Source organism: Variovorax sp. GW823-FHT04B03, assembly GCF_058796495.1.
Genome location: NZ_JBXAIT010000001.1, coordinates 1 through 12,154 on the forward strand (window position 1 = coordinate 1; position 12,154 = coordinate 12,154).

A 12,154-nucleotide genomic window follows, 5' to 3' on the forward strand; every position below is an offset into this window, starting at 1 on the left:
GGTCATCGTCAGGCTCTTACAGCCCAGAAAACCCCAGTCAGCAATGACTGGGGTTTTTTGCTTTGCGCAATGCAAAGACCAAACGCATAAAAAGCGCCAGCTCGAAAGAGCGGGCGCTTTTTTATTGCAGCAAACAACCGTCAATCAGGCGTTGCGAACTCCCAAAGCATCGGATTGCGCCGCGCCAACTGCAATCAGTTCTGCAAGCAGGTCCGACGTCAGAGCTTCCAGCGTCTCATCGGCAAAGAATCGAGCTCGAATCAGCTCGAAATAGGGCGTCCCGGCAAGCCACGCTCCCCACTCCGCGTGTGACACCGCGTGCAGCTCCAGAAGCTTGAACTTCATCAGCACCTTCATCGCATGACGCGCGTGCTTCACTGGGTCTCGCTGCAAGCCAGCTAAACGCTTGCGCGCTGTCTGCAACGCGCGCTCGACATCGGTGAAAACGCCGCCATGCCCTGGAATCACCTGCCGCGGCGACAACTGACTAGTGCCTAAAACAAAAAAAGCCCGATGAGATGAGCTCATCGGGCTTCCTATTGGGCTTTCAAAACCCGCACTTCGCAGGCCTCATGAGCCCGCGAGCAGCGCTTACCTTACTTAAGCCGCCAGCCGCTGCTCAATCGCAGCCTTCGTCTCCGGCAGTTCCTTCGGCAGATGGTGCGCCAACTGCTGGAACAGCTCCGTGTGCAGCTTCAGCTCAGCCTGCCAGGCCGCCTTGTCGATGCTCGTGACGGTAGCGAACTGCTCGGCGCTGAAATCCAGCCCAGTCCAGTTCAGGTCTTCATAGCGCGGGCTCACCCCGGTGATGTGCTCGACACCTTCCGTCGCCTTGCCTTCCACGCGGTCGATCATCCACTTCAGCACGCGCATGTTCTCGCCGTAGCCAGGCCAGACGAACTTGCCGTCCGCGCCCTTACGGAACCAGTTGGTCGTGTAGATCTTTGGCAGCTGGGCGCCTGAGGCTTGCAGCTTCTTGCCCAGGTCGAGCCAGTGCTGGAAGTAGTCGCTCATGTTGTAGCCCATGAACGGCAGCATGGCGAACGGGTCGCGGCGCACCACGCCCTGCTGGCCGGCGGCCGCAGCAGTGGTTTCCGAGCCCATCGTGGCGGCCATGTAGACGCCTTCGACCCAGTTGCGGGCTTCGGTGACCAGCGGCACGGTCGTCGAACGGCGGCCGCCGAAGATGAAGGCGTCGATCTTCACGCCCTTTGGGTCGTCCCAGGCTTCGTCGAGCGCGGGGTTGTTGGTGGCGGCGACGGTGAAGCGCGCGTTCGGATGGGCGGCCTTGGCGCCGGTTTCCTTGGCGATCTGCGGCGTCCACTCCTTGCCTTGCCAGTCGATGCAATGCGCGGGCGCGTCGCCCATGCCTTCCCACCAGACGTCGCCGTCATCGGTCAGCGCCACGTTCGTGAAGATCACGTCACGGTGCAGGCTGGCCATGCAGTTCGGGTTGGTCAGGTCGTTGGTGCCCGGGGCCACGCCGAAGTAGCCGGCTTCCGGGTTGATGGCGCGCAGCGTGCCGTCGGCCTGGGGTTTGATCCAGGCGATGTCGTCGCCGATGGTCGTGACTTTCCAGCCGTCGAAGCCCGCCGGCGGGATCAGCATCGCGAAGTTGGTCTTGCCGCAGGCGCTGGGGAAAGCGGCAGCCACGTGGTGCTTCTTGCCCTCGGGGCTGGTCACGCCGAGGATCAGCATGTGCTCGGCCAGCCAGCCTTCGTCGCGGCCCATGTTCGAGGCGATGCGCAGCGCGAAGCACTTCTTGCCCAGCAGCGCGTTGCCGCCGTAGCCCGAGCCGTAGCTCCAGATCTCGCGCGTCTCGGGGTAGTGAACGATGTACTTGGTGGTGTTGCAGGGCCAGGTCACGTCCTTCTGGCCGGCCTCGAGCGGTGCGCCCACGGTGTGGACGCAGGGCACGAACTCACCGTCGGTGCCCAGCACCTCGTACACGGCCTTGCCCATGCGGGTCATGATGCGCATGTTGACGGCGACGTAGGGGCTGTCGGACAGCTCGATGCCGATGTGCGCAATGGGCGAGCCCAGCGGGCCCATGCTGAACGGCACCACGTACATGGTGCGGCCCTTCATGCAGCCGTCGAACAAGGGCTGCAGCGTCGCGCGCATCTCGGCCGGGGCCATCCAGTTGTTGGTGGGGCCGGCGTTTTCCTTCTGTGCGGAGCAGATGAAGGTGCGGTCTTCGACGCGTGCCACGTCGCTCGGATCGGACATCGCGAGGAACGAGCCCGGGCGCTTGGCGGGGTTCAGTTTCTTGAAGGTGCCGGCGTCGACCAGTTGCTGGCAGAGGCGGTCGTATTCTTCCTTGCTGCCGTCGCACCAGTGGATGGCGTCGGGTTTGCACAGCGCGGCCATCTCGGCCACCCAGGCGATCAGCTTGGCGTTCTTGACGTATGAGGGCGCCTGAATGGGAAGGCCCTTCATCGTGGGTGCGTTCATCGGAAATCTCCTAAGTTGAAAAATCGTCTTTCCGAACGGGGCGCCGCGCCTGACCAGGCACGGAGGTCCGTTTGAGAAAACGTTTCGCTTCGGGAGATTGCGTCAACGCGGGCCGCACAGCCCGCGGACAAAAGCGCGAAAGCCTGTCAGTTCAGGCGAGAAAAACGGCGATGGACGCCAGCAGCAGCATCAGCACGCCGCCGGCCAGCGGGAGCACGAGCGGCATCAGGTGAACGACCGATTCGACGGCGTCATGTTCGGCGGCGGCAGCGTGGCCGTGCTCGGCGGGGGTGGGATGGGACATCGGGAAATACCTCGAATACGCAAATGACAACGCATCAAATGCAGTCAACCGCAAATGACAAAACTCCCGCCATTTTACCGGCGAGGCGCCGTCAGCGGGTCTAGGGGGTTGCGAGGAGCCCTCAGTGCTGCTCCACCGCTTCGAAACCGGCGTCTTTCAGGGCGCTCAACACGCTCGCCAAGTGGGCCCGACCGCGCGTTTGCAGCACCAGCTCGACGTCGACATTCTGCGCCGCCAGCATGGTGAAGGCGCGCTGGTGGTGCACCTCGTCGACGTTAGCGCCCGCTTCGGCCACAGTGGCCGTGATCTGGGCCAGCGAGCCCGGCACGTCGCGCGCGCTGACGCGCACCCGGGCGAGCCGTCCGGCGCGCACCATGCCGCGCTCGATGATGGCCGCGAGCAGCAGCGGATCGATGTTGCCGCCCGACAGCACCAGGCCCACGCGCTTGCCGCGAAAGCGTTCCGGATGCCGGATCAGCGCCGCCAGGCCGGCCGCGCCCGCGCCTTCGACCAGGGTCTTTTCGATCTCGAGCAGCATCAGCACGCCCTGCTCGATGTCGCCTTCGTCCACCAGCAGCAGGTCGTCGACCTTGGCGGCGATGATCTCTCGCGTCAGCACGCCGGGCGTGCCGACCGCGATGCCTTCGGCGATCGTGCTCGTGCCCTGCGCGTGGTGCGTGCCTTTGACGGCATTCACCATCGCCGGAAAGCGCTGCGTCTGCACGCCGACGATCTCGATGCCGGGCTTGATCTCGCGCGCCGCAACGGCCATGCCGGCGATGAGCCCGCCGCCGCCGACCGCCACCACCAGCGTGTCGAGGTCGGGCACCGCGTCGAGCATCTCGAGCGCGATCGTGCCCTGGCCGGCAATGATGGCTTCGTCGTCGTAAGGGTGCACGAAGGTCAGGCCTTCGCGCTCGGCCAGTGCCAGCGCATGGGCGCGCGCTGCGTCGAGCGTGTCGCCGTGCAGCACCACCTCGGCGCCGAAGCCGCGCGTGCGCTCGATCTTCACGCCGGGCGTGAAGCGCGGCATCACGATGAGTGCGCGCAGGCCCAGCCGCTGCGCGTGATAAGCCACACCCTGCGCATGGTTGCCGGCCGACATGGCGATCACGCCGCGCGTGCCGCCTTCAGAAAGATCGACGAGTTTGTTGCACGCCCCGCGCTCCTTGAAGGAGGACGTGAACTGCAGGTTCTCGAACTTGAGGAACACCTGCGCGCCCACGATTTCAGAGAGCGTGCGCGACTCCACGCAGGGCGTGTTGAGCACCTGGCCCTGCAGGCGCGCCGCGGCGCGACGGATAGCTTCGATTCCGACCATGGCGCGCATTGTGGCTGGAATCCAGCGGATCAGGGTTTTTACTCTTTCGGCGTCTTCCCGAAGCCAAAAGTCTGCGTTATGGTCGCTCCAAGTATTTCCTCGCAGGAGGTTGCCTGATGGTCAAGCGTGCGGGTGTCGATGTGGTGGCTGCTGCGGTGCGCGGGCAGGCCTTGCCTTCGCCCGGCCTCAAGGAAGCACCGGTGCTTGAGCTCATGTGCTCGCACTTCGTGCTCACGCTCGCCGCCAAGCAAGGGCCGCGCTTCAATGTGCGGCGCGATATCAACGGATTGCTCTCGCTCACCGGGCGTCACCTCGTGTGGCCCGCCGCGGTGTTGCAGCGATTGCGCGAGTTCCTGGGCCGCCGCTGTGCGGGCAACGAAGCGTGGAAGGGCGTCGAAGATTTCGACGGCCGCACGCTGCTCGAACGCCACGGCGTGTGGCGCGGCCCGTATGAAGAAGGCACGCTGTTCTTCTACCTCGACGAGTACGCGAAAGACCAGCCGAAAGACCTGCTCTCGGTGCTGGCCGTCACGCGCGATTGGCTCACGCACGCGCTGCGCAAGCAGTCGACGCTGGTCGAGAAGAACATCGACGCACTCGCGGGCCTCCTGCAGCTGAACAAAGCCGAGCGCGCGCTGCTCCTGTACGGCACGCTCGCGCGCTACCAGCGCGACCTGCGCTCGCTGCTGGTCGAGTTCAAGGTCAACAACGCGCCCGAGGCCTACGCCGCCATCGCCGACATCGCGGGCGTCAACGCGAGCGAGGTGGGCGAGGCGCTGCGCGCGGGCTCGCGGCTGGAGCGCATCGGCCTCGTCGAGAACCTCATCTCCGAGCACAACATCACCGACCTCGCCGACCTCATGAAGGTCAGCGAGAAGCTGCCGCCTGTGCTGATGCGCGAGTACCGCGACCACAACGAGCTGATGGCCGTGTTCACGCGGCCCTCGGCCAAGAGCGCGCTCACGCCGCACGATTTTTCCTTCGTGCAGGAAGACGCGCAGATGCTCGTCACGCTGCTGCGCGCCGCCGTCGCGCGCAAGGAGCCCGGCGTCAACGTGCTGCTCTACGGCCCGCCCGGCACCGGCAAGACCGAGCTGGCCAAGGTGGTCGCGCAGGCCGCGGGCCTTGAGCTCTTCGAGGTCGAGTACGCCGACCGCGACGGCAACTCGCTCAGCGGCCGTGACCGCTACCGCTCGCTGCAGATCGCGCAGGTCTTCCTCAAGGGCAGCGCGCAGGCCGCGTTGCTGTTCGACGAGGTCGAGGACGTGTTCCCGCCCATCAGCACCGAGGCCGCGCAGTTCATGGCGCGCGCCGAGCAGATCCCCGCGCCCGCCAGCGGCAGCGTGAGCGGCAAGGCCTGGGTCAACCAGATCCTCGAGGCCAACCCCGTGCCCACGCTGTGGGTTACCAACCGCATCGAGCAGATCGACCCGGCCTTCCGCCGCCGCTTCGCCTACCACCTGGAGCTCAAGTCGCCGCCGCCCGGCGCGCGCGAGCAGCTGGTCAAGAAGACGCTCGAGGGCGTGGTCGTGTCCGAGGCCTTCACCGCCAAGCTGGCCGAGCGCAAAGGCCTCACGCCCGCGCAGATCCGCACCGCCGTGCGTTTCGCCGGCCTGGCCAAGACCGACGAGGCTTCGGTCGAGGCCCTCATCGAGCGCCAGCTGCGCAACGCCGATCTCGCGCTGGGCACGCTCGACAAGAGCCCGGCCGAGCGCCGCAGCGTCACCACCTACGACTTGGACATGCTCCACGTCGAAACCCGTTTCGAGATCCCGCGCATCGTCGAGGCGCTGAAGGCGCGCGGCCACGGCACGCTGTGCTTCTACGGCGCGCCCGGCACCGGCAAGACCGCGCTGGCCGAGCACATCGCCAAGGCCGTGGGGCGCCCGCTCATCGTCAAGCAGGCCAGCGACCTCATGAGCAAGTACGTCGGCGAGACCGAGCAGAACATGGCCGCCATGTTCAAGGAGGCCGAGTCCGAGAAGGCCGTGCTGCTGCTCGACGAGGCCGATTCGTTCCTGCAGGACCGGCGCGGCGCGCAGCGCACCTACGAGGTCACCGAGGTCAACGAGATGCTGCAGGGCATGGAGCGTTTTCGCGGCGTGTTCGTGTGCACCACCAACCTGCTCGACCGGCTCGACCAGGCGGCGCTGCGGCGCTTCACCTTCAAAATCAAGTTCATGCCGCTCACCGCGGCGCAGCGTGAGCGCATGTTCGTCACCGAGGCGCTCGCGGGCGACGCGGCCCTGCTCACCGGCGAGGTGCGCGCGCGCCTGGCGCAGCTGTCGCAGCTGTGCCCGGGCGATTTCGCGGCCGTGAAGCGGCAGACCGACATCCTCGCGGCCGAGTTCTCGGCGGCGGAGTTTCTCGAACAGCTCGAAGCCGAGCACCGCATCAAGCCCGAGGTGCGCGAATCGCGCGGCATGGGCTTCATCCAGTAGCGGGCGAGCGTCCCGCCCCCGCGCCCCGAACAAAAACCAGTCAGCACTGTCCGCCACCGCGGACACCAGGAGGACCCCGATGGCCTTTCGCAATGCACACGCGTCGCGGCGCTCGCGGGCCCTGGCCGCCACCACCGGCGCGATGGCGCTCGCCCTGGCCGGCCTGTTGGCGGGGTGCGGTGGAGGCGGCGGGGGAGGAGGTGGCGGCGGTGGCTTCCCGATCGGCGTGCTGCCGACGCCCGTGCCGGGAGGCGGGGGAAACGGGGGCGAGGGCGGCATCGTCGCGTCCGCGACCGTCGCCGGCCAGTGCGTCGCGCCGCGCCGTGGCACCAACCCCGCGACGGGCCGCGCCTATCCCGACACCGCCGGCACCGTCGACAACGAGAAGAGCTGGGTGCGCGGCTGGATCGACGAAACCTACCTTTGGTACAGCGAGGTGCCCACGACCCTCAAGGCCTCGGACTACGCCACGCCGTTGACCTGGTTCAGCGTGCTCAAGACGCAGGCCACCACGCCCTCGGGCCAGCTCAAGGACCGTTTCCACTTCTACCTCGACACCGAGGCGTACCGCCTGGAGTCCGAGGGCGGCGTGTCGGTCGGCTACGGCATGGACACGGCGGCGGTGCGCAGTTCGCCGCCGCGCAACATCCGCCTCGCCTTCGTCGAGCCGGGCTCGCCGGCGGCGGCGGCCGGCCTGACGCGCGGGGCCAAGCTGGTCGGGGTCGACGGCGTCGACGTGGTGGCCAGCACCGGGCAGGCCAATGTCGACATCATCAACCGCGCGATCTCGCCGCAGAACCTCGGCGAGAAGCACACCTTCACCTTCGAGGTGAGCGGCACGCGCGGCAGTCCGATCGAGCTCACGGCCCAGCGCATCACGAGCACGCCGGTGCTGTACACCCGCACCATCGGGCCGGCCGGCAACCGCGTGGGCTACCTGCTGTTCAACGACCACATCTCGACCGCCGAGGGGCAGCTCGTCACGGCCATGAACACGCTCAAGCAGGACGGCGGCGTCCAGGACCTCGTGATCGACATGCGCTACAACGGCGGCGGCCAGTTGCGCATCGCGAGCCAGCTGGCCTACATGGTGGCCGGGCCGGGCCCGACGAACGGCAAGACCTTCGAGTTGTTGACCTTCAACGACAAGAACCCGTACCGCACCACGCTCGCGGACAACCTCACGCCCTTCTTTACGACCACCCGGGCCGGCCAACCCCTGCCCACGCTGGGCCTGTCGCGCGTCACGCTGCTGACGGGCCGCGGCACCTGCTCGGCCAGCGAGTCGGTCATCAACAGCCTGCGCGGCGTGGGCGTCACGGTCAACCTCGTGGGCGCCACCACCTGCGGCAAGCCCTACGGGTTCGTTCCGCAGGACAACTGCGGCACCACCTACTTCGCGGTCAACTTCAAGGGCGTCAACCAGGCTGGTTTCGGCGACTACGGCGACGGCTTTGCACCCAATGCCAGCTGCGCCGTGGCCGACGACTTCGACCACCCCCTGGGCGACGCCGCCGAAGGCCGGCTGGCCGCGGCGCTGCGGCTGCGCGACACCGGTTCGTGCACGGCGGCATCCGCCAAGGCTGCGGACACCTCAAGCCTCGAGAAGGCCGCCGCGCCGGTGGAAGAAGACGAGCTCTTCCTGCGCCCCCGCTCGCCGCTGCGCGAGAACCGGCTGATCGACCCCGTGCCCAACCCGGGCTGAGGACGGCCTGACCCCGCGCGCGAGGCCGGCCTCGGCCTCGCGGAAAACCCCTAGCCGCACCCCATTGCCACGCCCGTGGCCTGCCACTTAGAGTTTGGCAAACGTTTGCGCAAAGGTTTGCGCAAACGTTTTCACTCCCTGGCGCCCCTTTTGGAAACCGGGCTGAAAACCAAACACTTAGGAGAAGCAGATGCGCAAATGGACAGTGACGACCTTCTGGCTCGTCGTCGTGGCCGTGCTCACGGCATGCGGCGGTGGCGGGGGCGGCAATGACGGCATCGGCCTGGCGCCCGGGTTCGCCGCGCCGCCGGTGGCGCAGAAAGTCATCATCGACAGCGACTACAACACCATGAGCGACGACGGCCAGCTCGGCGTCATGGCCGCGCAGCTGCAGGCCGAGGGCAAGGTGCAGGTGATGGGCATCAGCGTGGTGTCGGGCAACCAGTGGCTCAAGCAGGGCGTGGCCGACGCGCTGATGTCGGTCGAGCGCCTGGGCGTGGGCCAGCGCATCGGCGTCTACGTGGGCGAGAACTACGCCATCAACCACGACTACGCGACCATCGAGGCTGAGATGAAGGCCGGCGCGGGTGGCGACGGCTACCTGGGCGCCTGGAGCGGCCCCGAGCCCAAGACCGACGCCGACCTCAAGCCCTCGCCCGACGGCTTCGCCACGCGCACCGTGGTGCAGCGCAAGAGCGCGGTCGACTTCATCATCGACACCGTCAAGGCCAACCCCAACGAGATCACCCTCCTGGCCATCGGCCCGCTCACCAACATCGCGCTGGCCGTGAAGAAGAGCCCCGACATCGTGCCGCTGATCAAGAAGATCATCTACATGGGCGGCGCCGTCGACGTGGCCGGCAACACCACCCATTTCGCCGAGTTCAACTGGTGGTTCGACCCCGAGGCCGCGCAGTTCGTGGTGCGCCTGCCGATCCCGCAGGTGGTGGTGCCGCTGGACGTGACCGACACCGTGTTCCTCACCAAGCCCGTCTACGACCGCATTGCGCACCCGGCCAAGCCGACCGCGGTGACCGAGGTGTTCCGCAAGCTCAACGGCTACGGCTTCAGCGGCACCAACGGCTTCGAGAACAACCCGAACTACACGCAGAACATCTGGGACACGCTGGTGCTGGCCTACCTCATCGATCCGCGCTACGCCACGCAGACCGTCGAGCGCTATGTCGACGTGGTCGCCAAGCCCGGCGCCGCCGACAACGGCCGCTCGATCGGCTACACCACGCCGCCCGCCGGCACGCCGTTGCAGAAGATGACGGTGGTGAAGAAGTTCGACAACGCGCGCTTCTTCGAGCTCTACATCGACCTGCTCACGCGGCCGGTGCCGATTTCGCTGCCGGCGAGCGGCTCGTAAACCACCTGCCGTCAGCCGGCGCGCGGGGCCGGAGCGCCGATACTTCGGCCCTCGAACAGGGAACACACGCATGCTGATCGGCATCGATATCGGAACCTCCGCGGTCAAGATCGTCCTGACCGACCTGCAACTGCTGCAGGTCGTGGCCACGGTCGATCGGCCGCTCACTTCGCAGTACCCGCAGCCGCTGTGGTGCGAGCACGACCCCGACCAGTGGTGGGCCGCCGTGGCCGACGGCCTCGACGAACTGGCGCGCACGCACCCGACAGCGATGGCCGGCGTGCAAGGCATCGGCCTGTCGGGCCAGATGCACTCGCTGGTGCTGCTCGATGCGGCCGACCGCCCCGTGCGCCCCGCGATCTTGTGGAACGACGGCCGCGCCGCCGCCGAGGCCGCCGAACTCATGCAGACCGACCTGGCCCTGCGCCGCGCCGTCGGCGTGCAGCCGATGGCGGGCTTCACCGGCCCGAAGCTGCGCTGGCTGCGCACCCACGAGCCCGAGGCCGTGGCGCGCGCCCGCTCGCTGCTGCTGACCAAGGACTACGTGCGCCTGCAGCTGTCGGGCGAGAAGGTGACCGACGTCACCGACGCGGCCGGCACCTGGCTGTTCGACCAGGCGCAGCGCCGCTGGTCGCCGCAGGCGCTCGCCGCCTGCGGGGTCGATCCCGCCTGGCTGCCGCGCGTGGTCGAGTCGTGCGAACCCTGCGCCACCGTGCGCGATGCGTTGGCCGCGCGCTGGGGCCTGCCGCGCGGCGTGCCGATTGCCGGCGGCGCGGGCGATGCCGCGGCGGGCGGCGTCGGCATCGGCGTGGTCGGGCCGGGCGACGGCTTCGTGTCGCTCGGCACCTCGGCGCAGATCCTCGTGGCCGACACCGCGCACCGCCCCGACCCCGAGCGGCTGGTGCACGCCTTCTGCCACGCATTGCCCCAGCGCTGGTACCGCATGGCGGCGCTGCTCAACGGCGCGAGCCCGCTGGCCGCGTTGGCGTCGTGCACCGGTGGTGCGTCGGTCGGCGAGCTGCTGGCCGAGGTCGAGGCTGCGTACACCGGGCCATCGCGCCTGCTCGCGCTGCCCTACCTGTTCGGCGAACGCACGCCGCACAACAACCCGTTCGCACGCGGCGCGATCGTCGGGCTCTCGGGCGCCACCACGCGCGCCGACCTGATGCAGGCGGTCTGCGAAGGCATCGCCTTCTCGCTCGCCGACGGCCTGGAAGCGCTGAGCGCGCAGACGGCGCGGCCCGAGCGCCTGGCGCTGATCGGCGGCGGCGCGCGCTCCGCCTTCCTGGCGCAGCTGATCGCGTCGGTGCTCGACGTGCCACTGGTGCTGTACGAATCCGCCGACCGCGGCCCGGCCTTCGGTGCGGCGCGGCTCGCGCGGCTGGCGGTCACGGGCGAAGACCCGGCGGGTGTAGTGGTGGCGCCGGCGGTGCGCCAGGTGCTGGCGCCCGACGCGGCCTTGCATGCGGCCTACCAGCCCCGGCTCGAGGCCTTCCGCACGCTCTACCGCGCGATGGCGCCGGTCTGGGCGTCGGTGGCCTGAAGAGGCGCTCGCGGGTTCAGTCCGGCGTGAGCCCGGCGGAATCCACCACCTTCTTGTACACGTCGAATTCGGCGGCGATCTGCTGCGTGAATTCCTGCGGCGTGTTGCCGACGACGAAGGAGCCGGTGTCCTGGATGCGCTTGCGCACGGCAGGATCTTCGAGCGACTTGCGCGCCGCCGCGTGCACCTTGTCCACCACGTCCTTGGGCAGACCCTTGGGACCCACGATGCCGTAGTACGCCATGCGGTTCACCGGCGCGAGGCCGACCTCCTTGAAGGTCGGCACGTCGGGCAGGTCCTTCAAGCGCTCGGACGCCGCCACGACGATCGGGATCAACCGGCGGTCCTTGATGAAGGGCAGCGCCGACGGCAGGTTGTCGAAGATCATCGCGACCTGGCCCGCGACGGTGTCGTTGAGCGCCGGGCCCGACCCCCGGTAGGGGATGTGCGTGACGGACGCGCCGGCCATGCCCTTGTACAGCTCCATCTGCAGATGCCCGATGCTGCCCGTGCCTGCGGTGGCGTAGGCGTACTTGCCCGGGTTCTTCTTCAGCACCTCGATGAAGCCCTTGTAGTCCCGGGCCGGAAAGCTGGGGTGGACCGCAATGACGTTGGGCGTCGCCGCCAGGTTGATGATGGGCGTGAAGTCGGCCTTCGGGTTGTAGGGCACCTTGGGGTTGATGGCCGGGTTGGCCGCCGTCGTCGACACGGTGCCGATGCCCAGCGCGTAGCCGTCGGGCGTGGCGCGCGCGGTCTCGGCGGCACCGATCGCGCCGCCCGCGCCCGACTTGTTCTCGACGATGACGCTCTGGCCCAGGTGCCTGCCCAGGGGCTCGGAGATGACGCGCGCAATGATGTCCGTCGTGCCGCCCGGTGCGAACGGCACCTGCAGCTTGACAGGCTTGTCGGGGTAGCCCTGCGCATGGACGGGCACGGCCGCTGCCAGCAGGCAGGCGAGGGCGAACAGGGTGGGGTTTTTCGGCAAGGTGTCTTCCTCCTCTTGGATTGATGGAA

General features: G+C 68.0%; 9 protein-coding genes. 4 read left to right on the forward strand and 5 right to left on the reverse strand.

Annotated features, from left to right (window positions below; all coding sequences use genetic code 11):
- Nucleotides 1-144 precede the first annotated feature (144 nt).
- The 4 genes from AC1RAD_RS00005 to AC1RAD_RS00020 form a co-directional block, all read right to left on the reverse strand.
- Nucleotides 145-528 carry a hypothetical protein gene (locus AC1RAD_RS00005; protein WP_492733253.1) on the reverse strand — a complete coding sequence of 128 codons (384 nt, stop codon included), beginning with the start codon at nucleotides 526-528 and terminating at the stop codon, nucleotides 145-147.
- 72 nt (nucleotides 529-600) lie between these two features.
- Complete coding sequence (locus AC1RAD_RS00010) at nucleotides 601-2,454, reverse strand: phosphoenolpyruvate carboxykinase (GTP) (protein WP_139703565.1); 1,854 nt, start codon at nucleotides 2,452-2,454, stop codon at nucleotides 601-603.
- A 151-nt stretch (nucleotides 2,455-2,605) separates the two neighbouring features.
- Nucleotides 2,606-2,758: a hypothetical protein gene (locus AC1RAD_RS00015; protein WP_169805104.1), complete on the reverse strand. Its 153-nt coding sequence runs from the start codon at nucleotides 2,756-2,758 to the stop codon at nucleotides 2,606-2,608.
- A gap of 121 nt (nucleotides 2,759-2,879) precedes the next feature.
- A complete protein-coding gene (locus tag AC1RAD_RS00020) occupies nucleotides 2,880-4,079 on the reverse strand; it encodes a threonine ammonia-lyase (RefSeq protein ID WP_169805105.1) in 1,200 nt (399 codons plus the stop codon).
- 116 nt (nucleotides 4,080-4,195) lie between these two features.
- Between AC1RAD_RS00020 and AC1RAD_RS00025 the strand changes: the two genes are divergently transcribed.
- From AC1RAD_RS00025 to xylB, 4 genes are all read left to right on the forward strand, one after another.
- Entirely contained in the window at nucleotides 4,196-6,520 is a 2,325-nt protein-coding gene (locus AC1RAD_RS00025) for an ATP-binding protein (protein WP_159273429.1), read from the forward strand.
- Nucleotides 6,521-6,599: 79 nt separating this feature from the next.
- Nucleotides 6,600-8,225, forward strand: coding sequence for a S41 family peptidase (locus AC1RAD_RS00030; protein WP_492733256.1), 1,626 nt, complete (start codon nucleotides 6,600-6,602; stop codon nucleotides 8,223-8,225).
- Nucleotides 8,226-8,415: 190 nt separating this feature from the next.
- The gene (locus tag AC1RAD_RS00035) at nucleotides 8,416-9,597 is read left to right on the forward strand and encodes a nucleoside hydrolase (RefSeq protein ID WP_492733258.1); all 1,182 of its coding nucleotides are present in this window, start codon (nucleotides 8,416-8,418) and stop codon (nucleotides 9,595-9,597) included.
- A 70-nt stretch (nucleotides 9,598-9,667) separates the two neighbouring features.
- On the forward strand, nucleotides 9,668-11,140 hold the full coding sequence (gene xylB, locus AC1RAD_RS00040; protein ID WP_492733260.1) for a xylulokinase: 1,473 nt from the start codon (nucleotides 9,668-9,670) through the stop codon (nucleotides 11,138-11,140).
- A gap of 16 nt (nucleotides 11,141-11,156) precedes the next feature.
- Here the strand turns inward: xylB and AC1RAD_RS00045 are convergent, their stop codons facing one another.
- A complete protein-coding gene (locus tag AC1RAD_RS00045; protein WP_159273433.1) occupies nucleotides 11,157-12,125 on the reverse strand; it encodes a tripartite tricarboxylate transporter substrate binding protein BugE in 969 nt (322 codons plus the stop codon).
- Nucleotides 12,126-12,154 lie beyond the last annotated feature (29 nt).

Excerpts from the sequence above, each read along its gene's own strand:
- AC1RAD_RS00035 (WP_492733258.1), top strand. The coding sequence starts at position 8,416 with ATGCGCAAATGGACAGTGACGACCTTCTGGCTCGTCGTCGTGGCCGTG.
- AC1RAD_RS00030 (WP_492733256.1), top strand. The coding sequence starts at position 6,600 with ATGGCCTTTCGCAATGCACACGCGTCGCGGCGCTCGCGGGCCCTGGCC.
- AC1RAD_RS00015 (WP_169805104.1), bottom strand. The coding sequence starts at position 2,758 with ATGTCCCATCCCACCCCCGCCGAGCACGGCCACGCTGCCGCCGCCGAA.
- AC1RAD_RS00020 (WP_169805105.1), bottom strand. The coding sequence starts at position 4,079 with ATGGTCGGAATCGAAGCTATCCGTCGCGCCGCGGCGCGCCTGCAGGGC.
- AC1RAD_RS00010 (WP_139703565.1), bottom strand. The coding sequence starts at position 2,454 with ATGAACGCACCCACGATGAAGGGCCTTCCCATTCAGGCGCCCTCATAC.
- AC1RAD_RS00005 (WP_492733253.1), bottom strand. The coding sequence starts at position 528 with ATGAGCTCATCTCATCGGGCTTTTTTTGTTTTAGGCACTAGTCAGTTG.
- AC1RAD_RS00025 (WP_159273429.1), top strand. The coding sequence starts at position 4,196 with ATGGTCAAGCGTGCGGGTGTCGATGTGGTGGCTGCTGCGGTGCGCGGG.
- xylB (WP_492733260.1), top strand. The coding sequence starts at position 9,668 with ATGCTGATCGGCATCGATATCGGAACCTCCGCGGTCAAGATCGTCCTG.